Below are 24,658 nucleotides of genomic sequence, written 5' to 3' on the forward strand. Positions count from 1 at the left end.
GATATAGGCTGGACTACAAATTCCTTTATAATCTGAATACTCAATACCTCCTTGGAAGCTTCTTAAACTAATGATGAAATCGCCGATTTCTACTACTTTGTAACTTTCAACGCTCTTATCAGTGACTGAAATTTGATAATCAATCGAATCCCGTGGAACGGCACCTTGATCCTGAGTAATTGCTAAAATTGGCAAATCAGAATTGTGACTTTTGTTTGATACGCTGGAAAATAGCTCTCCTCCATTTTTTAATTCCCATTCAGGAAAAATATTGCCTTTTTCATCTTTCATCTTAATTTTTCGTCTGAATATCTTCTCTTGCAATCCTAACATTTGAACTTTTAAGTTTCCAATTATTTTGTTTTGGGTTTGGATTCTTTCATCAATTAAAGATAAAAAAGAAGCAATTTTTTGCTGTTCAATAAGAGTTGCCGGAAAACTAGTTTGAAAATCTTTTATTTGTTTCAAACTTATATGCGGAATTCCTGAACTAGTATTCACTACATCTACATAGTCTTGAAATTTCTTTGAAAAAAATTTCTGAAAGATGTAATCTATATCTGCATTCTTAAGCGCTCTTATTCGAGCAACTCTTTGAATCAGAATAGAATTAGACTCTGAGCCTGTAATTAAGGCAACATTTTTTCCGACCTTAGAACCATCCATTCCTAAAACTAAGTCTTTCTCTTTAAGAACATATTTTTGAATTTTTGGCTCAATTTCTTTAGGATAATATCTATTAATTTCTTTATTATGTCGAATGAATCCTTCTGTAATATTTATGCCCCGCAAAATAAGTGTTCCAGACGAATCTTCTGAAATATCTTCAGATTGCAATGCAATTCCAGAAAGTATATCAATAAAATCCTCCATCTTTTTTGTTTCCCACTCTCCCTCAAACCCGGGAAATCTCAAATTAGGAACAATAGATTTTTAATCTCTGATTGATTAGATTGGAGAAACTTTTGGTCCTCAATTCAAATACTAAAATATTTATTTGCTTTCTACTTCCTTTGTTATTTTAATTCTTTAATCAAATAAAATGAACCAGCAAAAACCAATTTCTGAAATTATCGATCTGTGGAAAGCAGATAAAAAACAGTATGTAAAGAAATCAAGCTACGCAGCCTATTTACTCCTTACCGAGAACCACTTATTACCTGCCTTTGGGCAAAAGAAAGAAATTGAAGAAACAGATGTACAGTCCTTTGTTTTACAAAAATTGGACTCCGGCCTGAGTCAGAAAACTATTAAGGATATACTGATTGTGCTTAAAATGATACTTAAGTTTGGAGCAAAAAAGAAATGGACTACTTATGCTCCATTTGATATCCAGTTCCCTACCATTCGGGAAAGCCAAGCTATGGAAGTGTTAAGCCGTGCCGATCAAAAAAAGATAATGAGTTACATACAGGAGCATTTTACATTTCGTAACCTGGGCGTCTATCTCTGTTTAAGTTCGGGTATCCGTATTGGCGAAATATGCGCGCTTACCTGGGAGGATATCGATACCGATAGCGGTGTGATAAATGTAAGACGTACTATACAGCGGATTTATGTTATTGAAGGTGGTATCCGGCGGACTGAACTAATACTTGATACGCCAAAAACCAAGAATTCAATCCGAGAAATACCACTTAGCAAAGACTTACTGCGCATACTCAAGCCTTTCAAGAAAATTGTAAATCCATCATTTTTTGTCTTGACGAACGATGCCAAACCCACAGAACCCCGGACCTATAGAAGCTACTATAAGAATCTGATGAGAGATTTAAAGATGCCAGAACTCAAATTTCATGGACTCCGACATAGTTTTGCCACTCGATGCATTGAAAGTAATTGCGATTATAAGACGGTAAGCGTCCTTCTTGGACATTCCAACATAAGCACTACACTAAACCTTTATGTACACCCTAACATGGAACAGAAAAAAAAGGCTATTGAGCAAATGTTTAAAACATTGAGATAATTAGTAATATGAATTAGGAGGTTTGTTTGCAGTGATGCTTATTTTGTTAAATTTGTTAACAAACACCAATCTCCTAATTCATAATTATTTTGAGTAAGCAATCCGAACAGGTTTTAGAAGAAAAGCTAATTACACAATTACAAAAGCTAGGGTATAAATACATTTCGATTTCAAATGAGAAATCGTTAATTATTAATCTCAAAGCGCAGCTCGAAAAACACAATAACGTTACGCTTAGCGATGCTGAATTTGACAAGGTAATGAACATTCTTAATAAGGGTTCTGTTTTTGAAAAGGCCAAGACACTACGAGAGCGTCAGCATATAATCAGGGATAATGGAGACAACCTATATTTTGAATTTCTAAATGTTGAACATTGGTGCCAGAATGAATACCAGGTTATAAACCAGATTGAGCAGGAAGGAAAATATAGTAACCGGTATGATGTAACCATCCTTATCAATGGCTTGCCTTTAGTACAGATAGAGCTTAAAAGAGTAGGCTTGGAAATGAAGGAGGCTTTTGACCAGATTAACCGCTATCAAAAACACAGCTTTGGCGCGGGTAAAGGGTTATTCCATTTTGTACAATTATTCATTATCAGCAATGGGGTTAACACCAAGTACTTTAGTAATTTCGGAACGAATCGGCAGGAATATCTCCAGACCTTCCACTGGACGGACGAGAATAATAACCCCCTAAATAATATACTGAACGGATTTACTGATGCCTTTCTGGAGCCTTGTCACGTCAGTAAAATGATTTGCAAATACATTGTTCTGAATGAAACTGACAAAAGGTTAATGGTGATGCGTCCCTATCAGTACTATGCGGTGGAGAGTATTATTAAGAAAGTTTCTGACAACCAAATATTGAATGGCTATAACATTGAAAAGAATGGCTACATATGGCATACTACCGGTAGCGGTAAGACATTAACCAGTTTTAAGGCCAGTCAGATCTTGTCTAAAATCCCCACAATTAAAAAAGTTGTCTTTGTAGTAGACAGAAAAGACCTGGATTATCAAACCAACCAGGAGTACGATAAGTTTAGCAAAGGCTCCGTTAGTTCCGCTACTAATACAGACGACTTAATACAAAAATTTAATGACCCCAATATTAGAATCATCGTTACGACTATCCAAAAGCTGAATAACGCCATATCAGGCAGGAACCTTTCTAAAATGAAAACCATAAAGGATCTCCGTATGGTCTTCATATTTGACGAATGTCACCGTTCGCAGTTTGGCGATACCCATAGTAATATTGTAGACTATTTTACCAATATTCAGCTTTTTGGTTTTACTGGGACACCAATATTGGCAGAAAACGCAAATGGAGAGAAAACAACCTCCAGCCTGTTTGGCAAATGCTTACATAAATATGTAATTACTGATGCTATCAGGGATGAAAATGTGCTAAAGTTTTCAGTTGAATATATCCAGACGTTTAAGCAGAAAGAACATATCATAGACCTGAAGGTCGAAGAGATCGATGAAATAGAAGTATATGAATCTCCTAAGCGCAAAGAAGCCATTGTTGATTATATTATCCAACACCATGATCAAAAAACGCAAAGCAGGAACTTTTGCGCCATGATGTGTGTCCAGGATATCGACGCTGTAATTCAGTACTATGAGATATTCAACCGCAAAAAGCTTCAAGGTGAGCACAATTTGAGAGTTACAACTATTTTTAGCTATGCTCAAAATGAGGAGGAATTAGAAAGTAATGTAATAAAGGAATATAATATTGCTGCTGAACCGCAAGCTGAATATAGCTATACACCTCACAGACGTGAACTTTTAGAACGTTATGTCCATGATTTTAATAATATGTTTGGTATGGCAGAGAATGTTCGGGACACTGAGGGCTTTTATAACTATTATAATGCTGTTGCAAAGAAATCTAAAAACAATGAGGCAGACATACTGCTCGTCGCTAATATGTTCCTTACAGGCTTTGATAGTAAATTTCTTAATACATTGTATGTCGACAAGAATCTTCAGTATCATGGGCTGATACAGGCTTTTAGCCGTACTAACCGAATTTTAGACAAAAATAAAACACAAGGAAATATAGTATGCTTTCGCAACTTAAAAGATAAAACAGACGAAGCAATAGCACTATTTAGCAACAAGGAAGCTATTGATGAAATTATTGTTGAGCCGTACGAAACCTATGTTGAAAAATTTAACCAGGCAGCTCAGAAATTAATAGATATCGTGCCGCATGTTGATAGTGTAGATGATCTCTATAGTGAAGAAGATAAGTTGAAATTTATATTGGCTTTCAGGGCAATGATACGTTTACATAAAAAGATGAGCCACTACACAGAATTTACATGGGAAGATCTTGATATCGAGCAACAGCTTTTTGACGGATACACGAGTAAATATTTAGATTTAAAAGAGACTATTAGTGGAAATCCTACTACAGAAAAAACCTCTATCCTGAACGATATCGATTTTGAGTTGGAGCTTATCAGGAGAGATACTATAAATGTAACTTACATACTCCAATTGCTTATTAAAGCAAAACAAAACGCAAAAGATAAAAACAGCATTAATGAGGAAATATTCAATCTCTTAAATACGGATGTGTCACTAAGAAGTAAGCGCGACTTAATTGAAAAGTTCATACAGGAAAGCTTACCAAATATAGAGGATACAGATGCTATTCCTGAAGAGTTTGAGAAATTCTGGAATGAAGAACAGGAGAAAGCCTTGAAAGTGCTTATAGAGGATGAAAACCTTTCTGTAGAAAAAACAGAAAAGCTGATCGAGAATTATTTGTTTGCTGAGCGCGAACCAATTCGAAATGATATATTGGATTTAAGGATAGAAGGAAGACCAAGTGTTCTTAAATCAAAAGAGGTTGGTGATAGAATATTGAATAAAATCTTGAATTTCGTCGATACGTTTGTCAATGGGATAACTGGTAGTAAATAGAAGAATGTGATGCCGTTGAGGATGAGAGAGATGAAATAGAGAATGACGGTAATTAATATTAAGTTCTCATAAATTTTATCCCGTTTCACAATTCATATCATCTAAGTCTCAGATAATTAAAATTCATTATCTTTGCAAAAACTAAGACTCTATATATGGCAAATGTTGTAGCAGTATCTGATTATATCATTTTTAGATTAAAGTCTGAAGGGATTAATCATTTAGATACTTTAAAGCATCAAAAGCTTCTATATTACGTACAAGCATGGCATTTAGCTTTCAATAAAAGTAAAATCTTTGAAGATGATTTTCAAGCTTGGATACATGGACCTGTAAATAGAACAATTTACGATCTATATAAAGATCGCAAAAATTTATATAGTGAAATGGATTTTGAGGATATTGTAAATGTGGAGAATATTTCATGCTTAACGAATGAAGAAAAACTACATATTGATAGTATCTTGGAATCCTATGCACAGTTTAGCTCAACCCAATTAGAAAATATGACTCATAATGAAGACCCTTGGATAAATGCTAGAAAAGGATATTCTTCTTATTCACGATGTGAAGATATAATCGATCCTGTGTTAATGCAGGATTATTATGCTGCTAGGTTGGATTAACAGATTATGAGAGCACCTGTAATAAATAATGTTGTAGATGTTAAGCATCCTGTATTAGGGCGAATTGTTTCCACTGATGATTATAAATGGGCATTCTCGTTTGAATATTTTAACCAAATAAAATATTTCGGTTTAGGTGAAGCAGAACCTAAATGGTTTTTATCTTTAATTGAGAGGATGCAAACTCTTTCTAAAATAAAGATTGAAGATTTTGACAAGAACCATCAGTTAAAAAATGCATATAGATACCATAAGATAAACTGGAATGGCCAAGCGGTTCCCTATCAACGAACAGACTTTAACTGGATTAAGAAGGAAGTTATAGAAAATGATGAGGAATTTCCTTTCTTTCAATTTCAAATTTCAACAGGTCTTGGTAGAGTTATAGGATTTTGGGATTTAACTAAGACCTTTCAAATAGTATTGTTAGACCGGATGCATAATATGCAGCCCTCTAAAGATTTTAATTATTCAGTTGATGATACTACTCAATTGTCATGTGAGATGACATCCCTATTAATCGATATTGAAAATATCAGAAAATTAAATTGTGAGGATGAAAATTGTGCGGTTAAAAATCAATTAAATCAAGTCCCAAGTAAACTTAACAGAGGAAATTTTGTTTATTTTTTACTCGAAGATGATTATTTTGAACAATTAAATGAGCAACTCACCAAGTCTACCCTACGGGAAATAATTGAAATGGGTATTGTAGTATTATCATAAGATTTAACTTATAAAAAAATCTAGTATTAACCGGGATTTTATTTTACTTAATCTGTTTGTTGAAGTGATAAGGCGAATATATTGCCTCTAAATGTAAAATCCTATATAGATTATTCAATTTAATTGTAGGAAGCTTTAAAGGCACTAAGTTTAGTTTTAAAAGAATCCTTCCAGGTCGAATAATCTCTTATATCTTGTTCTATAACAGTTTTACTAGGTAACAGTGGTATGGTCGAAGTTCCTCCGTCATGCTCGGTAATAGAATACTTTCCAAATAAATTTAGGAGAAAATCAACATCAGATTGTTCCGTCACGATATAGCTTGACAGATTTCCTTTTTTTAAATGTATGTTTTTAGAGAAACGCTCATAGGTCTTATTTGATAAGATTTCCTCAACAGATCGTTCTAATAGCATTCTAAACCTCTTTCGAGCTGAATCTAATTTTGTTTCCTTTCCGTGAGCATCTGCTATAGACAAAGCATCATGATCAGTCAAAATTCTTTTAATAGAGTCAATCCTCTCTTGTACATTTTTCACTAAATAGGGAATCTCGTCAGTAACTATACCACTTATTCCATTGTATTTATCAATGCCTATTATATGACAAGGATATGGGATAATTTCATTATGTGTATCAAGTAGCAAACGTAAAAATGATAAATCATGTGTAAGTACTACTATTTGTCTGTCACGTGATAATTCTACAATTTTCTTCGCAATTAAATCTCTATAATCCATATCTAATGAGGTGACAGGATCATCAAAAATTACGGAGTTTTTTCTACCATCAATCGTACACTCCGCTAAAAAATTAGATAATGCAATTATCTTTTGCTCCCCTTCACTCAATACTGAGTTTATAGAATCTGCTATCCCGTTCAATCCACATTTTTGGTAAGTACTACCTTGAGTAGTTCTTGTTTTAGACAATAATACCTTAGACGCTAAGTCCTGATTAAAAAATCGTAGATGGTTAACAAACTCTTGATGTTGTAAATTAACTGCTTGATCTTCCATTAATTCTCCTATTTTTCGGGAGACGATACTAGTGTTTAATTGTGATTGACACCTATTTATCCAGTTTTTATATTTTACTTCATCGACATATTGTAATATGTTCGCTTTCTCATTCCATAAAAACTCTCTTGCTGTTAACTCGTTAAACTCTATAACTAAGGCATTTCTATTTTGTAATAATTGATTTTGTTCCTCTAATTGTCTATCAATGGTTGGTATCAAAGAATTGATAATAGATGAAACCTTGTTCAGGCTAATAACGATCTCACCTCCAGTTTGGAGGTAATTTATTACTGATTGTTTTAGAAAATTAATACATTCCGTAAATGTGGAATGTTGGCTCTGGAAATCAGTAATATAATTTGTGAGTTCTGTGAAATTTTCAAAGGGAGGGACAGTTAATGATGTGTATGTTGAAACTCTTCTTTGTATTTCATTCTGGAGTGAACTTCTTTGTGTTGAAACATCATTTAAAATAAACTGATTAAAACTTTGTAACCTTTGTTGTGCTACTTCATCTAATTCCTGTTGGCACAGAACACATTTCTCCAATGACGCACTTGATGGGAAACTTTGGCCATCAGACATACCATTACTATGCGCAAAGTTTTTAGCAGCTTCCCAAAGTGTTCTCCATGGATCAGAACCGAACCCTTCAATAGTATTAACTGAGCTCAGTTCAGCTGTTGCGATTTCATATGCTTGTTTCGTACTTTCATACCTATTTCTTAAAAGCTTAAGGTCATCGATACTTTGATCGTTAAAGAACTCTTCTATATTTCTAAATTGTTGTTCGTAGTTTTCTATCCGATTTTTAAGATTTCTTAAATTAGAAATATTTTGTTGTGGATTTTGTGTGCTTAGTAAGTTAAATACTTCCTGTTTTCGGGTGGAATCTGCTTCACTAAATTGAATATAACTATCAACATCAACTCGTGATAGAATTTCGAAATTTGCATACCATTGACCACTGTTAGTTGAGTTTAATGGTGGATCTAATCGTGGTTTTTGAGTATTATATCTTGATATCTCATGACTTAAATTTTGAGACATATTAGTTAGAATGGAGATAAGCCTTTCTAATACATCAATCCCAGTAGGTTTATACTCCGTTGGGTTTTCTTTATTTATATATACATCCCCACAATCATTGTCAAATATATAAATAGAACTTAATGATGGATGAGTTGGTAGATTTTCAGACCATTGGAAACTAGTATTTAAACCGTTGACTTGCACCAGAAATTCAACCTGTTGTTGATTTGGTGATGGAGTAAATACATTTCTTTTTAATTCGATACCAGGATTTCTACTCCAACACAATTTTTTTAAAATTCTCGAATAACTTGATTTTCCAGAACCGTTATTACCATATACGGCTGTCAATCCATTGTTTGAAAATTGTAAATGCGCTTTATTATATAATGCACAAATATTTATTGGATTTTTAATACTAATTAATTTAGGATAAATCGCACCTGAATTTATTGTTGTTGGAATATGTGTAATATCAATAGGCAGGGCATCAATGGTAACAGTGGTATCATCATTTTCCTTTTTTAGTAAGAGAATCAGTTCATTGATGTCAGTTTGTGTAATCGTTGGATTGCAAATAGTTCTCCTCAGAGCATCTCTTATAAAATTGGGTCTATTTTGAGACCAATTTAAAATTTCTTGATAAATAGACATGATCGTATTTATTTGGTTTAGAAACAAATATATCTATTTTAACAAAATATTCATCATTTAAATAAGGTCAATTTAGATGTAATCATAAGTTACCTTGTTGATTATTCAATAACTGTTGAATATGTAATTGCCTTAAATATGATATACAAGGACATTTGAATATCATATTGACTATTCATAACTGTTGAATGATATAATTGCCTTAAATATGATATACAAGGACATTTGAATATCATATTGATTATTCAATAACTGTTGAATGATATAATTACCTTAAATATAATATACAAGGACATTTGAATATCATATTGATTATTCAATAACTGTTGAATGATATAATTACCTTAAATATGATATACAAGGACATTTGAATATCATATTGATTATTCAAAAACTGTTGAATGATATAATTTCTTAAATATGATATACAAGGACATATTGATTATTCAATAACTGTTGAATTATATAATTCAATTGAAATGATATACGAATATTAATATGAATGATAGAAAAACTCTCTGAAGGAGTAAGTCAATATTATTGATATATTAGATGATGCGCTTGTATATAATATAAACTAAATTAGTATCATCAAATTGCTTTGTGTGTAAATAATTGATATATTTGATACACAAAATCAATGTTATGGAATTAAATTTAGAGAATGCAGTTTACTATCATTACGACAAATTCCCACCAATTGAGCTGGATTATTCAAAATTTCTCGACGAACTAATTCGGGCCACTGACGCATTGGCAAGATATGATCAGATGCTTAAAAATATGCATAATAGTGAAATACTATTAGCACCTTTGCGAAATCAGGAAGCTGTAATTTCCTCTAGAATTGAAGGTACTATAAGTACTATGGATGAAATAATGCAATTCGAAGCAGATGAAGATGAAGGAAATTCAAATCCAAATCATTTTAGATCAGATGTAATTGAAACTTATTTATATCAACGAGCTCTTAAAAATGCACAAAAGGGAATGCTTGACGGATATGAATTTTCTCGAAGTTTTATTCGCACCATGCATCAGCAACTATTGACCCAAGGAAGAGGAGCTAATAAGGCTCCTGGGAAATTTAAGTCTGAACAAAACTATTTGGCCGACAAATTAAAAAAGAATATATTATTTGTTCCCATAAGTCATGAAAAACTGGAAGAAGGATTGGATAAACTATTTGACTATCTAGCAAACAGTAAACACCCCGCCTTAATAAAGACAGCTTTAATGCATTTAGAATTTGAATCTCTACATCCTTTTCAAGATGGTAATGGACGTATTGGAAGAATGTTAATAACTCTTTATTTATGGAAATCAGGAATTATAAGCGAACCCCACTTTTATATTAGTGGTTATTTAGAAGAAAATAAAGATTTATATATTGATACAATGAGAAAAGTATCTGAAACAGATGACTGGGAAGGTTGGTGTAGATTTTTTCTTATTGCTACTGAAAAACAAGCAATAAGAAATCTTGAAATAGCTGAAAGCATAAGAAACCTGTATGAAGAAATGAAAGAAATTTTTTCAGAAGTTCTTGCATCTAAATGGAGCGTAAATGCATTAGATTTCGTATTTACAACGCCAGTATTCAGAAATAATAAATTTACTTCTAATAGTGGGATACCTGGGCCTACAGCAGCAAAATTTACCAAAAGACTTGTCGAGAAAGGTTTATTAGTTACAAAACATCAATCGGCAGGGAGAAGACCTGCTTTATATTCTTTCGAACCATTAATGAAATTAGTAAGGGTATAATTTACTAATTCGAATGAAATATTTTTTATTATCGTGAGCAATTTTAACAAATCCAATTTGCAACGAACGCTTTAAATCTTCCACAAATAGTGGATATAAATTCACATTCAAATAACGGGTGGGAAATTAAATTATTAAACAAAGAATAATTTATGGCATTTGAACCTACAAAAATTACCCGCGCGCATGTAATACGGGCAATGAAGAATCTATATGATGGAGAATCGAAAGAGCGACCTTCAACAGGATATGATTTATACTATAATGGAGAAATATATCCTCCTAAAAATATTATTCGCTTAGCGCATGAATATGCAACGGGTGAATATCTTTGGCAGCCCGGAGGTGGAGAGCCAACAAACAAATATCTTAAAGCATTGGGTTTTATAGTTCTTCCAAAAGAAGAAATACCTTATATTGACGGAAGCAAACTAAGTCCGTTGATTGGAAAATACAACCGCGCGATAAATGAAACCGACTGGCTTAAATCCAAGGAGATTTATAAGTTTAATTTTATCAAATGGTTTGAGGCAAATGTTAATCTTGATAATACCGATGCAGAAATTAAAGCAAAGATTATTGAATCACAAAAGATTTTATTTGATCCGACGACAAAGGTAAAAGGAATCAACTTTTTGCAAACCATTGTTCGCTATCAGGATGAATACATAACAACAGATGATTTACAACTAATCCGGAAAATAATTAGCAGTGATGTTTACTTAACCGACCAGACTAAATTTAACCTCAGCAGTTATCCTAAAGTCAGTCTTTTTTTAAGTCTGTTTGCTCCAGAAATGTTCACGCCCTACGATAGCGAATCGTCTCCGGCTTTTGAGCATTTGAATCTAAACATAACGATTCCAAAAAAAGGTTTTAGAGCTTTTCAGTTCAACCAGATGTTTTACCAGTTTGTAAAATCAAATCTGAAAAAAAGTCACGTAGATCAAAAACCATTTAAACAAATTTTTGAAGTTGGAACTCTAAATGAACAACACTGGAACTGGATAACGCAAGACTTTTTATTGTATACGGCAAAAGAAATAATGCATGCTAAAACACTACAGCAATATTTTGATGAATTTGCAGAGAATGAAGGTGTTGAAAGTTGGGATTGGTACAGGGATTTGAGGGAGTACTCAGAAGCAATGAAACAGATTAAAAGTTTTGCTTCAATAAAAAAATATCCTACTTACGATGCCCTAAATAAAGACTATAAGTTTATTATTAAAAAGGATGATGATTTTCTAAATAGATATTTATTTGAAAGTTATAATGGCTTTTCAAGAATTCAGCAACAGTTAATCACTGTAAATCGCCGATCTGAAATAAATGCCAAAGTTCGTCAGAATCCGCAATTACTATTCGATTTATTAACCAGTAGTGACAAGCAAGTTGTTTTTACAAAAGCACATGAACTAATTGGCGAGAATAAGTGGTCTGTATTGTATAGATTCACTCGCGCACTGTTTCCAGAAGATTTTACTGCGGTAGATGCACCGAAACATTTTGAGCGATTGGAATATGTTTTAAAGAATGACTTTGATATATATTTAAATGAAACCAATCAAATAAGTAAGAATAAAGAAATAGTTCAGTTAGTGGAAAGCAGTAATACCTACTTGAAACAGATATTTTTCTGGATGCTGCTTGGAATGAAAATAAATGAGTCTGAAACAAATCCTGATGACATGAGCATAGACAAAAAACCCACGTTAAATCAAATACTTTTTGGCCCTCCAGGAACAGGAAAAACATACCATTCGATTGACAAAGCACTTCAAATTATCGATGAAGAAGAAGAAAAGAAATTAAGCTGGACCAATAGGGAAGAAGTTAAAAAACAATTTGATAAAAGGCTCACTGAAGGAAGAATTGTTTTCACAACTTTTCACCAAAGCATGAGTTATGAAGATTTTATAGAAGGGATAAAACCAGTTCTGGATAGTGAGGAAACAGATGATGCAACCGAAAAAGAGTCATTAAAGTATGAAATCAAAGACGGTATATTCAAGAGTATCGCGAATTTAGCTACTGGAGTTTCTGGTAATATCGAAAGAACTACTGAAATTGACTTTGGCAGCAAAGATTTTTACAAAATGAGCCTGGGTGGTAAGCACAGACCCGAAAAGCACAATTGGAGTATAAAAAACAATTTAATTTTTTTAGGTTGGGGAGATGATAAGGATTTTACTGCACTTAAAGGAATCAAAGATTGGAAACCTTTCAGGGATAAGTTTAAACAGGATTATCCAGAACTTGTAGCCGAAAGCAAGTACGTAATACAGGCCGTGTTCATCTTTCAAAATATGAAAGTTGGCGACATTGTGTTTATAACAAAAGGCAACAACATTATTGACGCAATTGGAGTAATTACAGGGGAGTATTTTTATGACGACTCGCAAGAAATTGACAATTATCAATTTCGTAACGTAAAATGGCTGGCCACTGATTTGAATGCTGCACCTGATGTTTTTATTCGAAAAAAAATATCACAGCAGACAATATATGAATTTTACAATAACGATGTCAAAATTGAAGTGTTGGAAGATTATTTCAACTCATCAGATCCTGGTGATGCTCAGGAGAAGAAATACGTTCTTATTATTGACGAAATAAATCGTGGAAATGTTTCTCAAATTTTCGGAGAACTAATAACATTAATCGAGCAAGATAAACGCATCGGTCAGGACGAAGCACTAGAGATAACATTGCCATACAGCAAACAGAAATTTGGCGTTCCAGATAATCTTTATATCATTGGCACAATGAACACAGCCGACCGCAGCGTCGAAGCACTCGACACAGCTCTGCGAAGAAGATTCAGTTTTGAAGAAATGCCGCCCAAATACAAATTGCCGGAGCTTGAATATGAGGTTTACGGCTACCAGGCATCTGAGATTCTAAAGACAATCAACCACCGTATAGAAAAATTACTCGACCGTGATCATGCCATTGGTCATTCCTATTTTATTAATAAAGATGAAGAAACTATAGTAGAATCGTTTTATAAATGCATTATTCCTCTGCTACAAGAATATTTCTTTGGGGATTACGGCAAAATTGGTTTAGTGCTGGGCAAAGGTTTCATCAGCAAGAAAGAATGGGATAAATCGTCGTATTCGTTTGCCGATTTTGATTACGAAGGATCAGGTGATTTCGATGAAAAGGAGGTTTACCGAATCATTGATTACCGTAGCGATGAATCATCAATACTTTCAATAGACCAGCAAGACGTAGCCATGGATTTCGGTAAGGCAATCCGACTTTTAATGAAAGGTAGCGTAATTGGATAAAACAATGCATCATATAACCGTTTTCGAACATGAGATCCTTCGGTATGACATTGGCGACAATAGAATCACTGAAGAACAATTCAATGCCTTGGAACGGTATCATGGGGATGGTATTCCATACTATAAGTTAATCTATCACGGCATACAATTTAATGAGCATGTTGGAGTGATCCAGGTCGGCAATATATTAATTGAAGTATTACCTAAAGCAGATAAAAATGAAACTGACGCAACGCTTTGGAGAAATCGATTAATTGGAATGCTAAAAGCAGTTGGAACATTCGATATTAAATCCCCAAGTTCGGGCAAGCTAAATATTAAACCAAATACAGTCTTAGATTTGTATTTTGAACTATTTACAAGAGAGGTTGAAAATCTACTACATTCAGGTCTGATTAAACAATACAGGCGAAAAGAAGGAAACGTAACCGCATTAAAAGGAAGTTTACAGTTCGGGAAGCACCTACAACAAAACCTAATTCATCATGAACGGTTCTATGTCAAGCACACGCATTATGATGTAAATCATAAACTTCATTTCATATTATACAAAGCAATCAAATTGCTCGGGAAAATAAATACCAATACTGGTTTACAAAGCAGGATTGGTTCACTGTTGCTCAATTTTCCGGAAATGCAAGACATGAAGGTTTCTGAAACTACGTTTGAAAAATTGGTTTTCAACCGCAAAAGCGAACAGTACAGAGGAGCTATTGAAATTGCAAAGCTACTTTTATTGCAGTTCCATCCTGACGTCGCTAAAGGAAAAAATCATGTCCTGGCTTTGATGTTTGACATGAACTTGCTTTGGGAACAATTTGTTTACGTTAGTTTAAGGAAAAACAAAGAACCAGGGACAACAATCACCGCGCAAACTTCAAAATACTTCTGGAAACCTGAAAATGGACGAAGAACATGTATGAGGCCAGACATCTTTATAAAGACGGATAAGGGCAATATTGTTCTTGATACCAAATGGAAAAACCTCAATGGTTATAATCCTTCTCCGGCTGATCTAAGACAGATGTATGTGTATCATGAATATTATAATGCCAGTAAAGTTGCATTGGTATATCCTGGTACCACAAACTCAAACAATAGCGGGCACTATTTACAAGAAGATGTCATTACAGCCAAAAATTGCAGCGTGATTTCCATTGCTGTCGCTACTGAGATTAGCGTCTGGCAAAGTCAAATTTTTAATATGATAAACGTCTTTGCAACAACATAAGACAATTAAAAAGTCGCATCGGCAGCGCTTCGCTAGTAATTTTTTCTAATCGTAATTGCTTCTTCTATCCAGCCTTCAATATTTTGCTTTATGTAATCATACGCCAATTTACTATCCGTATATGGTGGATTATAGCATTTAACAATTTTGTTCAAACCAATTTTCTCTACAGTAAAATTCGCAAATGGATTTGCTCCCTGAACCGCCTGTAGTCCTTGACTATTTTTTAGTCGATGGATATTAATTCCGACAACTCCTTTTCCTTCATCCCAAGCTTTTTTTATTTCATAATTTATCCATTTTCTTCCAGCAGTGGCACTTCCAATTAATACAACAAGACAGGTTCTTCCTGTCATATTATCGTCAATCCAGCTTTGAATTGCATTTGCACCTTTGCCTTTAACTTCTTCCCATTTGTTGGGTGTTGCTGCTGGATTATCTTCGATATGGCCGATATGGCGCACTTGGCTTACCCTCCAACTGTCGTTAGCGTAGTGAAAACTGTAGAATACTTTTCGCGTAACTGCCATTATTTTATATTTAGATGGTTAATAATTTTTAGGATCGCAGTGATTAATTCTGCGTTAGACAGGGTATTATCATTTAATCGCATAAAGTCTTCTTTTAAAACATCATTTTCTTCATAGAACATTTCGAATTCATCAGCAACTTTTTTCCAAAGCTCAGAGGAGGTAAATCCTGTTGCTCCTACAGGAACAACTTTTAATCCGCTTTTTATAGCAATGTCAAATTCTTCTAACATCCCATCGGCCGCGATAATTTCACCGGTTGATTTGTTTATTTTATTACCGAATATAAAAATTGCTATACCAGCATGAGGGATAAACCTCTTTCTGTAATCAGTCCATAATTCCTTTATTTCCTTTCCTTTTGTTTTAATTTGAGGAAAAGGGCGCATGATCAAATAGTTATCCAGATTTTGATTTCGTTCAGACTGCATATTATCAAGCACACCATTTATTACAGCACTTCCAACACCTAATCCGAAACCCGTCAAAATCTTGTACGAATTTTGAGAGATTTCTTTACTTAAGTCATGAATAAACTCTGTGGCACTTTCATGAGAAAAGTCTCCATAATGCTCGGCACTTCCTGATATTAGAACTGTGTTACGCAGAAGACGAGTTTCAATTTCACGTAAAATTTTGGTAATATCGCTATAATCATCTATCCATACTGCATTTAAACCATATACCTTCAGGGAATTTGCTTTTAACTCTTGACGCTTCTGTTTGTCTCCGTCTGAATCTTTTTTTATAAAGTAATAATCAGGCTTGATGTTTTTGCCAAGTGTTAAACGAATCCTACTAATTAAGTAGTCAAGGTTTGGATCGGCAAAACTAAAGCCGATAAATAAAAAGGTTCTCGCAACATAATCACTTTTAAAAGCGTTGCTGAATAGCTCCCGAGTATTATTGTAATCTTCGTACTCATGTTTGGTTAACACTGTTTCAGTGACGGTTCCAATATCACCATGCATTTTATAAATTATTGCGTCCCTCTTAGGCAAATTTGTAGTCAAATCACCTTGGGCTTTTTTCACATCTGGAGTCTTATTTTGCTCTGTGAGTGCTGTTTCAATTAAACGGTCATAATTTGTTGTCCAATATATTTGTATTGGAAGACGAGCTAGAATTCGGTGATTTTCTGAAATTGATAATTTGACTTTCCCGTATTCATCGACTAATATTTGGTCTAATTCTCCTCTTACTCCTCCTTGGCTATCAACAAACATTTGAGCAAGGGCAGTTAAATTATGTTGTTCCTCTTCCATGTCTAAACCCATTCGATCGGCAATAGGTTTTAAAAGTTTTTTCCAATCGAAAAATCCTTCTGACACTGACATGCCTGCGCCTGCAAAAATGACGGCATTATTTTCGCGAAGTGCTTTTACGTATTTTGTGATAAAGTATTCTGTTTCTTTATTGAATTTCATATAATATGTTGAATTAAGATAATAACCAGTCTGACAAACTAAGCGAATTTCCTGCTGGAAAAATTACCTTTATCACTTCTGGTAGATTTTCGCTTTCCTCAATTCTTGGATATATTTTTAGATATTCATTTCCAGTCCATGAAGTAGAATTATCTGCTAATGGTATTATAGCAATATCTTTTAGGTATTTATATGCATCACCATATCCTAGCTCCCAATTACACCAACGTGACAAAATGGCTCTATTAGTTGCAACAAGTATGAACTTTTTATTAGCTTGAATTTCACTTTTAATTTTCTTTGCTGTTGCATCACTAGTAAATGGAGGCAACGAAGAATCTAGCGAGTCGACATAGATGCGAACTCCAGTCCGACGCAACAAAACGACAACTCGATTAATATCAATATTATCTAAATCATCATGACTGTGAGACAAAAAAACTGTTACGGCAGCTGCGCTTTTGGATTCGGCTTTGGCCTCGGTGATTGTTCTACTGAAAAGTACTGTTCCTAATTTCTGCTCTGTTAATGAATTTAATCTGCTTCTAGTTAAAATCGCCATACATAAAGTTTATTACAAATATTTAGTTAATAAATTACAAATATTGTTCCATAATAATCTGTGTGACAACATGTCGTGATATGCCTTAAATGTTCTTTAATATATAATATTTGTCAAAATCATTTTTTTTGGATAATACGTTGGCGGGTATTAATCAAAAACTACATATCAATTCGTAGTCTCACAATTCTTTTCAAAAATCATCCAGATACAGCCCCCTAAAGGAATAAAAGAGAACACCTGTATTATAGTGCTTTTAAATTTGCGATACCCTCCAGATCTGCCACAAAATAGTTGGATTTAAATTCAAAGGGGGCTACAAGACCCGCTTCATGCAAAATGGAGCGGGTTTTTTATATCAGTGCCTTATCAAACAAAAAGCCGCACATCACTGTACGGCTTTTCCACCAATTAGATGTTGGCACATTTTATATAAAAGCATTCACTATAGCAATAAGGCTGTTGCCGATAACGCTTAGCAATAGCAGGTCGAATACCAATTTTGGCTTTTGCTGTGACAGTACCGCGCCATTAAAGCCGCTGGCAAGGATCACCACAAAGAACAATTGTACCATTTGGGCAGGGGTGGAACCATTTTGCAGCACCATCATGGCGGCAATGCCGCCAATGCAGCTTTGTACCATCACCGCAAGGGCATTAAACCCCATGAACCCCCTTATATATCCGTCTAAATTTTTTTGATAATAGCTCATGACCTAAAGTATTTAAGTATTATACCACAAAGGTCGGCGACCAATATGGACCGCAACATGACGCTCGTCACATCAAAAAAATAATTTTTACATCTATAACATTGGCGTCCAATAAAAAAAGCCTCAAAAATATGAGGCTTATCACTTTTTTATGTTACCTGTCCCAAAAGGCAGGCGGTTCGATGCCCAGGGCACGCAGGTATACATAGCCCTGCCCGCGGTGGTGTATCTCGTTATCCAGAAAGTACTGGAGCGTGCTGGCCACCGTGCCGGGGAACATTCCAAAGGCGACTATCTGCTTTTGAAAGTCCTGCGACTCCAGCTTTTCCCACAAACGGTCGATCTTCGCTGTGGTCTCATCCCACAGTACCAATAGTTCCTCCTTACTTTCGGGCATTCCTTCGCCCGAGCTGTGCGGCAGGCTGTTCATATCCTTCCATTCACCTGTCACGATGCCTTCCATTCCGGGATTGGCAAGGTCAGTCATTTCCATGGCGAGTACGGCAAAGGTGCGCATCCCTCCTATCGAGAAGCTGAATAATTCCTTTTCAGGGAAAGCCTCGATAACGCGGCGTGTGAGTCCCCTGTGTCCCTGCCAAAGCGCCAAATAGGCCTCGGGTGTAATTACTGTAGCTGTTGCAATTGTTTCCATGATATGTACTTTTATTTGGTTTATACAGCAAAGGTATCGGCACATTGTGACAACAGTATGTCAGCAGGTTTTTGAGGAGTGGGATTTTTTTATCTGACATTGATCTTTTTTTCTGCCTGCGCCAACGGTTAAGGTATCCAACCTCTTAATGTGGCACATCAAGCCGCTGCTTTAAGGTTGGTTTAAGTCGATTTGCCGAATATTAGGCATGGCTGATCATATTGTTTATAAGAAAGAATGTTTGAGGCCAATTCTAGGTGAATTGATATGAGATAGCTTATTTTTGATTTGAAAACAAATCTTAAATGAACATAAAACTAAACTATCTGTACCGAGACGCCAGTAATTATAAAAATTTTGGAAGCATCGTGTTTTCTAACCCAAATCATATTGCATTACGCAACATTGAGAGGACTATAATGCAGAACCTTATAGATAATGAATATTTTGTTGCGGAAATTTGGCAATTGCCCTCCCTATTCTTTTCTGAACAAAATGAAGATGATCATATTTGGCATGAATATGAAAGTTTGGAGTTCACATACGAAAATGCAAACTCCAGCACCATCGACCACTTTCTTCTGGGACTTGTAATAAACCTAAATTAAAGAAGTGAGCTACATCCCCACCCTCATCTTATTAGCGGCAAAGGCTTCGATAGCGGTAGTATAGTCGGTATCATCCCAGTCGGTGTCCTCGTGGATGGCTTCAAATTCCTTGCTCCAACGGATGATCTCGGCAATGTCCTCCCTGGAGTCACCGGAGCAAAATCCTTTTTGTCCGGCAATGAAAGCGATGTCGGCAATGGCCTCAAAAAGCTTAACGTCTTCTACGGTGTGGTGTAATGTGTGCATCGGGTCGATTTATGATTGATTACTACAATGTTATGAAATTTTTCAATATAATGCTTTAACATGGTATTAACTTATCAACTTTTTATGCATGCATACTTTCTTACAGCTTCACTTTATAATGCATATAGGAAAATTTTATTGCAACAAATGATAAATCTTAATTTAAACATATTTATCCTGTTTGAATTTTGAATTACCCTTAAAAATAAAAGGATAAGTTTCCTGTTTTGCATTAATACCTAACTTTATCCCCATAAAAAAAGGGGTCATGGAGAAAAAATTAGAAAAGCGCTGGATTGCCGCATTTGCGATAACCACCGCCATTGCGATTACGGGATTGTGCTGGGAGCATAAAACAGTTGTAGCGTCGACGTCCCAATTCAACTCCACCGATGCCATTATACCTGCCGATGTAGCCTGGCTGCTCACAGCCTCCTGCCTCGTTTTGCTCATGACCCCGGGACTTGCCTTTTTTTACGGAGGCATGGTCGGTAAAAAGAACGTGATATCCACCATGCTGAAGAGTTTTATCTGTTTAGGTGTCATCAGCCTGCTTTGGGTAACGATCGGGTTTAGCCTGAGCTTTGGCAACCCCATAGGCATTACGATCAATGGCGCTTACTACGGGATCATCGGCTCCCCGTCCGACTTTGCTTTTTTCGATCACGTTGATGAACATCCTCATGTAAAAATGGCTACCACTATACCTTTCATACTCTTCGCGCTCTTCCAGATGAAGTTCGCCATCATTACCCCCGCCATCATTACCGGCGCACTGGCCGAGCGTATCCGCTTCATCTCGTTCCTGCTATTCATCTGCCTGTTCTCAATATTCATATATGCCCCGCTGTGCCACATGGTATGGCATCCTAATGGGCTTTTGGGGAGCTACTTTGGCGTGAAGGACTTTGCCGGCGGGACCGTCGTTCACATGAGCGCCGGGTTTGCCGCCATTGCAGGTGTACTCGTTCTTGGAAAACGCAAAAATTTAGAATACATCCCTACCAACATACCGTTCGTATTGCTTGGTACAGGAATGCTATGGTTCGGGTGGTTCGGGTTCAATGCCGGATCGGCGCTGGCGGCTAACCATACCGCGGCCATGGCCTTTGCGACCACTACCATCGCCTCGGCTTCGGCCATGCTCACGTGGGCATTCTTCGACAGGATCAACGGACGAAAGGTATCGGCCTTGGGCTGCTGCATCGGGGCTGTTGTGGGACTGGTCGCCATTACCCCGGCGGCCGGGTTCGTGTCGGTACCCAAAAGCATCTTCTTCGGGTTTGCCGCAGCAATAGTTTCCAACCTCATGGTCAACTGGAGGTCCCTCAAAAAAATAGACGATACCCTGGATGTATTTGCCTGTCACGGCGTAGGCGGCATCATGGGAATGATACTCACGGCCATCTTTGCCGAGGGAGAAAACGCAAGCCTCCTGCACGGCGGGTGGAGTGTCTTCGGGCATCACATGGCCGCGTTGGTACTTGTTGCGGTATTCTCCTTCTTCGGGGCTATGCTGCTGTACAAAGTCACAAACTTCTTCATTCCCCTCCGCGTATCCGAAGAAGCCGAGCACCAGGGGCTCGACATCTCACAGCACAATGAAATGCTGGGGTAATGTTTTTTTGAGTATTAGGCAGATAGTTATATCTTTATAAAAAAGTTATTCCATGAAAAAGATATACCTCCTTTTATTTGTCGCCGCAACAGCTTCCGCCGGATATTTTACGACAAAAAGCGATGCCATCGATACTGCAAAAGAGAAAAAGGCGATCAATATATTATTGAACGACTGGCATGCCGCTGCTGCTAACGGAGATTTCAATGGCTATTTCGGCAAAATTTCCGAAGACGGCCGCTACATTGGTACCGATGCGACCGAGAACTGGGACAGGAAAGCCTTTGTTGCTTTTTCAAAACCGTATTTCGACCGTGGCAAGGCGTGGGACTTTAAAGCGTTGGAGCGCAACATCTACTTTAGCAAAGACGGAAAAGTTGCCTGGTTCGACGAACTTCTGGATACCTGGATGAAAGGCTGCCGTGGCTCGGGCATTCTTGAAAAAGAAGGCAAAGAATGGAAGATAAAGCACTACGTACTTTCCATGACCGTTCCCAACGATGCCACCAATGACATCCTTCCACACAAAGCAAAGTACGAAGATCCCTTATTGGAAAAAATGCGGAAAGGGCCAAGACCATAATTTCCCTTTTCCTTTCCGGAAATCCAAAGATCTTACTTTTAAAAACTTGATAATGCAAAAAGATCTGATCATACGTAAGATGGGGCTGGAGCTTCTTAATTATGGTTTTCCCGCAATGTTCGCGTGGTCGCAAAAAAGAATGGTCCCACAGCAAGTGCTTGAGTATCCTGACGAATGATAAGCTAAGGTAAATTATAGATCGCAATTGCCGATTTGCTGGGTAAAATCACTAAATTTGCGCACTTACTAAAGTACACTGATGATTGACAAAATAAAGGGCTACATAGCCGAAGCAGAAGCGTATAAAGCACAAACTAAAGAAGAACTGGAAGCCTTCAGGATAAAGTTCCTGGGTAAAAAAGGCGTGCTTAACGATTTTTTGGCCGAGTTCAGGAATGTGCCTAACGACATGAAGAAGGAATTCGGGCAGGTGATCAACAGCCTGAAGAATGCCGCGCAGGACAAGGTAACGGCCATTCAGGAGGAAATGGACAGCAAGGAGCAGAGCAAAAGCCTTTACGGCGACCTTACGCGCCCTGGCGAGCCGTTCCAAGTGGGATCCCGCCACCCTATATCCATTGTAAAGAACCAGATCATCGACATCTTTTCTAACATCGGCTTTAACGTTTCCGAAGGGCCGGAGATCGAGGACGACTGGCATAACTTTACCGCGCTGAACCTTCCGGAATACCATCCGGCAAGGGACATGCAGGATACATTCTTCATCCAGACCAACCCGGACGTACTTTTGCGTACACATACCTCATCTGTACAGGTGCGCTATATGGAAAATAACAAACCGCCGATCCGCACCATTTCGCCGGGCAGGGTGTTCCGCAACGAAGCGATATCCTCACGTTCACACTGCATCTTCCACCAGGTAGAGGGGCTTTACATTGATAAGGACGTTTCGTTTGCCGACCTAAAGCAAACGCTTTTATATTTCACAAAAGAAATGTTCGGCAAGAGCAAGATACGCCTGCGCCCGTCCTACTTTCCCTTCACCGAGCCAAGCGCCGAGGTGGATATTTACTGGGGGCTGAAAACCGAGACCGACTACCGCATTACCAAGGGTACCGGCTGGCTTGAGATCATGGGATGCGGCATGGTAGACCCGAACGTACTTAAAAATTGTGGCATCGATGCGGCCAAATACAATGGCTTTGCCTTTGGTATGGGTATTGAGCGCATAGCTATGCTCCTGTACCAGATAAGCGACATCCGTATGTTCTATGAGAACGACGTGAGGTTCCTGGAGCAGTTTAAGTCGAGTATATAGGCCTAACCCCTCTTCAAAGGAGAGGGAATAGCTACACTCTTGCCGGATAGTCCTCTCCCCGGCCCTCTCCTTTGGAGAGGTGACGGTACGTATACTCCTGCTGAATAATTTTATTATTCAACCCTTTTCAAAAGGTACTGTTCCTGTGGTGCACCTTGCTCCGGGTCGCCGAATTTATCGAGCTTTTTGAGCATGCCATCACGGATAAGGAATTTGAGGTGGTCGCCTTCCGCATCCAGCGTAATAGTGCTTTTTATGGTGTCATAATGGTATGTACCATTGAACAGCCTTGGCTTGTCTTCCTGGCCCAATGCCTGTAATGATAACGTATACGTGCTGTCGCTGCGCACCTCGATCTCGGTTTTCAGGCCGTCGCAGTCATTCCAGCAAGGCAGGGTGCCGGAATATTTCCCCATCCATCCTGAAGCAGCTTTATCATGAGCAATTTCGTTAGGTACCGCAACAGTGTCGATCTGGGCATCTTGTATAGCTGTGGGTTTTTCGCCATCTTTGCAGCCAATGAACATAAAGGCAGCAAGGCACAGCAATTGCATGCTTTTCATAAAATTTATTTTTATTAATAAAGGTACTAAACGCCTTTAGCATCCTATCTTAAAGAAATATGAAAAAAGATATCATCATCCCGATAGTAGAAAACGTATATATGGCGGCAGTGCAGGAATGGAATGACGACTTTATGCAGAAAACATGGTATGCTTACCTGATCAACGATAGTGATTTCGCGCTTGAGAATGGCATTGTCGTGAGTAGCGCGTCGGGTATTATTGATGGTGAACCACGTAAAACGTCGATGCTGCGCCATGCTTTTCAGGAAGTCCCGCCGGTATCTGCCCTGAAGATCGAACTGATCGAGGATGGTGTACTGGTGTTGGACAACCAATTCATGGTGACATTCTTTATCGGGAATACCCTGTATGACAAAACTTATGTATTCAAAGCGAACACTATCAGCGAGGACAATACGGAGGAAGTACCGGTATTGTTTAAGGATGGGGTGATGATAGGGTGATCCTCCTCTTGCTGATCAGTACTCTCTCCCCAACCCCTGTCCCAAGGAGAGGGAAGCGAGACGTGCCGACAGTACGTACTCACTCATTCCTTATTCTGTTCTGTTCGTTCGTTCCTATTATCAACCCTGAACTCTA

22 protein-coding genes are annotated in these 24,658 nt (G+C 37.0%); 13 read left to right on the forward strand and 9 right to left on the reverse strand.

Annotated features, from left to right (window positions below):
- On the reverse strand, window positions 1-915 hold a 915-nt coding region (locus ACT6R0_RS18165; RefSeq protein WP_444667435.1), incomplete at its 3' end, for a restriction endonuclease subunit S.
- Window positions 916-1,042: 127 nt separating this feature from the next.
- On the opposite strand from ACT6R0_RS18165, the gene ACT6R0_RS18170 reads away from it, so the two are divergent.
- From ACT6R0_RS18170 to ACT6R0_RS18185, 4 genes are all read left to right on the forward strand, one after another.
- Window positions 1,043-1,969 (forward strand): tyrosine-type recombinase/integrase, encoded by a 927-nt coding sequence (locus ACT6R0_RS18170; RefSeq protein ID WP_444654972.1) that lies wholly within the window; start codon window positions 1,043-1,045, stop codon window positions 1,967-1,969.
- An 89-nt stretch (window positions 1,970-2,058) separates the two neighbouring features.
- Window positions 2,059-4,920 (forward strand): type I restriction endonuclease subunit R, encoded by a 2,862-nt coding sequence (locus ACT6R0_RS18175; protein WP_444654971.1) that lies wholly within the window; start codon window positions 2,059-2,061, stop codon window positions 4,918-4,920.
- Window positions 4,921-5,075: 155 nt separating this feature from the next.
- Window positions 5,076-5,546: a Panacea domain-containing protein gene (locus ACT6R0_RS18180; RefSeq protein ID WP_444654969.1), complete on the forward strand. Its 471-nt coding sequence runs from the start codon at window positions 5,076-5,078 to the stop codon at window positions 5,544-5,546.
- A gap of 6 nt (window positions 5,547-5,552) precedes the next feature.
- Window positions 5,553-6,272, forward strand: coding sequence for a hypothetical protein (locus ACT6R0_RS18185; protein ID WP_444654968.1), 720 nt, complete (start codon window positions 5,553-5,555; stop codon window positions 6,270-6,272).
- A gap of 119 nt (window positions 6,273-6,391) precedes the next feature.
- On the opposite strand, the gene ACT6R0_RS18190 is transcribed toward ACT6R0_RS18185, so the two are convergent.
- Window positions 6,392-8,980: an AAA family ATPase gene (locus ACT6R0_RS18190; RefSeq protein WP_444654967.1), complete on the reverse strand. Its 2,589-nt coding sequence runs from the start codon at window positions 8,978-8,980 to the stop codon at window positions 6,392-6,394.
- Between the two features lie 645 nt (window positions 8,981-9,625).
- On the opposite strand from ACT6R0_RS18190, the gene ACT6R0_RS18195 reads away from it, so the two are divergent.
- The 3 genes from ACT6R0_RS18195 (at window position 9,626) to ACT6R0_RS18205 (ending at window position 15,274) form a co-directional block, all read left to right on the forward strand.
- Window positions 9,626-10,747, forward strand: coding sequence for a Fic family protein (locus ACT6R0_RS18195; protein ID WP_444654966.1), 1,122 nt, complete (start codon window positions 9,626-9,628; stop codon window positions 10,745-10,747).
- Window positions 10,748-10,899: 152 nt separating this feature from the next.
- Window positions 10,900-14,043: an AAA family ATPase gene (locus tag ACT6R0_RS18200; protein ID WP_444654964.1), complete on the forward strand. Its 3,144-nt coding sequence runs from the start codon at window positions 10,900-10,902 to the stop codon at window positions 14,041-14,043.
- A 4-nt stretch (window positions 14,044-14,047) separates the two neighbouring features.
- Window positions 14,048-15,274 carry an McrC family protein gene (locus ACT6R0_RS18205; RefSeq protein ID WP_444654963.1) on the forward strand — a complete coding sequence of 409 codons (1,227 nt, stop codon included), beginning with the start codon at window positions 14,048-14,050 and terminating at the stop codon, window positions 15,272-15,274.
- A gap of 32 nt (window positions 15,275-15,306) precedes the next feature.
- On the opposite strand, the gene ACT6R0_RS18210 is transcribed toward ACT6R0_RS18205, so the two are convergent.
- From ACT6R0_RS18210 to ACT6R0_RS18230, 5 genes are all read right to left on the reverse strand, one after another.
- On the reverse strand, window positions 15,307-15,804 hold the full coding sequence (locus ACT6R0_RS18210; protein ID WP_444654962.1) for a TIR domain-containing protein: 498 nt from the start codon (window positions 15,802-15,804) through the stop codon (window positions 15,307-15,309).
- On the reverse strand, window positions 15,804-17,231 hold the full coding sequence (locus ACT6R0_RS18215; RefSeq protein ID WP_444654961.1) for an SIR2 family protein: 1,428 nt from the start codon (window positions 17,229-17,231) through the stop codon (window positions 15,804-15,806). The genes ACT6R0_RS18210 and ACT6R0_RS18215 overlap by 1 nt, the downstream gene beginning before the upstream one ends.
- A 13-nt stretch (window positions 17,232-17,244) precedes the next feature.
- Window positions 17,245-17,793, reverse strand: a complete 549-nt coding sequence (locus ACT6R0_RS18220; protein WP_444654959.1) for a toll/interleukin-1 receptor domain-containing protein — start codon at window positions 17,791-17,793, stop codon at window positions 17,245-17,247.
- A gap of 428 nt (window positions 17,794-18,221) precedes the next feature.
- Entirely contained in the window at window positions 18,222-18,506 is a 285-nt protein-coding gene (locus ACT6R0_RS18225) for a hypothetical protein (protein WP_444654958.1), read from the reverse strand.
- 154 nt (window positions 18,507-18,660) lie between these two features.
- On the reverse strand, window positions 18,661-19,158 hold the full coding sequence (locus tag ACT6R0_RS18230) for a DinB family protein (protein ID WP_444654957.1): 498 nt from the start codon (window positions 19,156-19,158) through the stop codon (window positions 18,661-18,663).
- 305 nt (window positions 19,159-19,463) lie between these two features.
- Here ACT6R0_RS18230 and ACT6R0_RS18235 point away from each other — a divergent pair, with 305 nt between their 5' ends.
- The gene (locus ACT6R0_RS18235) at window positions 19,464-19,766 is read left to right on the forward strand and encodes a hypothetical protein (protein ID WP_444654955.1); all 303 of its coding nucleotides are present in this window, start codon (window positions 19,464-19,466) and stop codon (window positions 19,764-19,766) included.
- A gap of 9 nt (window positions 19,767-19,775) precedes the next feature.
- Here ACT6R0_RS18235 and ACT6R0_RS18240 read toward each other — a convergent pair whose 3' ends face one another.
- Entirely contained in the window at window positions 19,776-20,012 is a 237-nt protein-coding gene (locus tag ACT6R0_RS18240) for a hypothetical protein (RefSeq protein ID WP_444654954.1), read from the reverse strand.
- Between the two features lie 268 nt (window positions 20,013-20,280).
- On the opposite strand from ACT6R0_RS18240, the gene ACT6R0_RS18245 reads away from it, so the two are divergent.
- From ACT6R0_RS18245 to pheS, 4 genes are all read left to right on the forward strand, one after another.
- Window positions 20,281-21,630 (forward strand): ammonium transporter, encoded by a 1,350-nt coding sequence (locus ACT6R0_RS18245; protein ID WP_444654953.1) that lies wholly within the window; start codon window positions 20,281-20,283, stop codon window positions 21,628-21,630.
- A 52-nt stretch (window positions 21,631-21,682) separates the two neighbouring features.
- The gene (locus tag ACT6R0_RS18250; RefSeq protein WP_444654951.1) at window positions 21,683-22,213 is read left to right on the forward strand and encodes a nuclear transport factor 2 family protein; all 531 of its coding nucleotides are present in this window, start codon (window positions 21,683-21,685) and stop codon (window positions 22,211-22,213) included.
- A 52-nt stretch (window positions 22,214-22,265) separates the two neighbouring features.
- Window positions 22,266-22,391 (forward strand): hypothetical protein, encoded by a 126-nt coding sequence (locus ACT6R0_RS18255; RefSeq protein WP_444654949.1) that lies wholly within the window; start codon window positions 22,266-22,268, stop codon window positions 22,389-22,391.
- Window positions 22,392-22,472: 81 nt separating this feature from the next.
- Window positions 22,473-23,492 carry a phenylalanine--tRNA ligase subunit alpha gene (pheS, locus tag ACT6R0_RS18260; protein ID WP_444654948.1) on the forward strand — a complete coding sequence of 340 codons (1,020 nt, stop codon included), beginning with the start codon at window positions 22,473-22,475 and terminating at the stop codon, window positions 23,490-23,492.
- Window positions 23,493-23,605: 113 nt separating this feature from the next.
- On the opposite strand, the gene ACT6R0_RS18265 is transcribed toward pheS, so the two are convergent.
- On the reverse strand, window positions 23,606-24,055 hold the full coding sequence (locus ACT6R0_RS18265; RefSeq protein ID WP_444654947.1) for a copper resistance protein NlpE: 450 nt from the start codon (window positions 24,053-24,055) through the stop codon (window positions 23,606-23,608).
- Window positions 24,056-24,114: 59 nt separating this feature from the next.
- On the opposite strand from ACT6R0_RS18265, the gene ACT6R0_RS18270 reads away from it, so the two are divergent.
- Window positions 24,115-24,522, forward strand: coding sequence for a hypothetical protein (locus tag ACT6R0_RS18270; protein WP_444654946.1), 408 nt, complete (start codon window positions 24,115-24,117; stop codon window positions 24,520-24,522).
- The last annotated feature ends 136 nt before the right edge of the window (window positions 24,523-24,658 follow it).

It is taken from the genome of Flavobacterium sp. (assembly GCF_052437795.1).
GTDB lineage: Bacteria > Bacteroidota > Bacteroidia > Flavobacteriales > Flavobacteriaceae > Flavobacterium.

What these genes read in the sequence shown, in the direction of transcription:
- ACT6R0_RS18215 (WP_444654961.1), bottom strand. Translation starts at nt 17,231, where the DNA reads ATGAAATTCAATAAAGAAACAGAATACTTTATCACAAAATACGTAAAA.
- ACT6R0_RS18270 (WP_444654946.1), top strand. Translation starts at nt 24,115, where the DNA reads ATGAAAAAAGATATCATCATCCCGATAGTAGAAAACGTATATATGGCG.
- pheS (WP_444654948.1), top strand. Translation starts at nt 22,473, where the DNA reads ATGATTGACAAAATAAAGGGCTACATAGCCGAAGCAGAAGCGTATAAA.
- ACT6R0_RS18225 (WP_444654958.1), bottom strand. Translation starts at nt 18,506, where the DNA reads ATGAGCTATTATCAAAAAAATTTAGACGGATATATAAGGGGGTTCATG.
- ACT6R0_RS18185 (WP_444654968.1), top strand. Translation starts at nt 5,553, where the DNA reads ATGAGAGCACCTGTAATAAATAATGTTGTAGATGTTAAGCATCCTGTA.
- ACT6R0_RS18205 (WP_444654963.1), top strand. Translation starts at nt 14,048, where the DNA reads ATGCATCATATAACCGTTTTCGAACATGAGATCCTTCGGTATGACATT.
- ACT6R0_RS18180 (WP_444654969.1), top strand. Translation starts at nt 5,076, where the DNA reads ATGGCAAATGTTGTAGCAGTATCTGATTATATCATTTTTAGATTAAAG.
- ACT6R0_RS18230 (WP_444654957.1), bottom strand. Translation starts at nt 19,158, where the DNA reads ATGGAAACAATTGCAACAGCTACAGTAATTACACCCGAGGCCTATTTG.
- ACT6R0_RS18235 (WP_444654955.1), top strand. Translation starts at nt 19,464, where the DNA reads ATGAACATAAAACTAAACTATCTGTACCGAGACGCCAGTAATTATAAA.
- ACT6R0_RS18220 (WP_444654959.1), bottom strand. Translation starts at nt 17,793, where the DNA reads ATGGCGATTTTAACTAGAAGCAGATTAAATTCATTAACAGAGCAGAAA.
- ACT6R0_RS18245 (WP_444654953.1), top strand. Translation starts at nt 20,281, where the DNA reads ATGGAGAAAAAATTAGAAAAGCGCTGGATTGCCGCATTTGCGATAACC.
- ACT6R0_RS18190 (WP_444654967.1), bottom strand. Translation starts at nt 8,980, where the DNA reads ATGTCTATTTATCAAGAAATTTTAAATTGGTCTCAAAATAGACCCAAT.
- ACT6R0_RS18200 (WP_444654964.1), top strand. Translation starts at nt 10,900, where the DNA reads ATGGCATTTGAACCTACAAAAATTACCCGCGCGCATGTAATACGGGCA.
- ACT6R0_RS18195 (WP_444654966.1), top strand. Translation starts at nt 9,626, where the DNA reads ATGGAATTAAATTTAGAGAATGCAGTTTACTATCATTACGACAAATTC.
- ACT6R0_RS18210 (WP_444654962.1), bottom strand. Translation starts at nt 15,804, where the DNA reads ATGGCAGTTACGCGAAAAGTATTCTACAGTTTTCACTACGCTAACGAC.
- ACT6R0_RS18250 (WP_444654951.1), top strand. Translation starts at nt 21,683, where the DNA reads ATGAAAAAGATATACCTCCTTTTATTTGTCGCCGCAACAGCTTCCGCC.
- ACT6R0_RS18170 (WP_444654972.1), top strand. Translation starts at nt 1,043, where the DNA reads ATGAACCAGCAAAAACCAATTTCTGAAATTATCGATCTGTGGAAAGCA.
- ACT6R0_RS18240 (WP_444654954.1), bottom strand. Translation starts at nt 20,012, where the DNA reads ATGCACACATTACACCACACCGTAGAAGACGTTAAGCTTTTTGAGGCC.
- ACT6R0_RS18255 (WP_444654949.1), top strand. Translation starts at nt 22,266, where the DNA reads ATGCAAAAAGATCTGATCATACGTAAGATGGGGCTGGAGCTTCTTAAT.
- ACT6R0_RS18265 (WP_444654947.1), bottom strand. Translation starts at nt 24,055, where the DNA reads ATGAAAAGCATGCAATTGCTGTGCCTTGCTGCCTTTATGTTCATTGGC.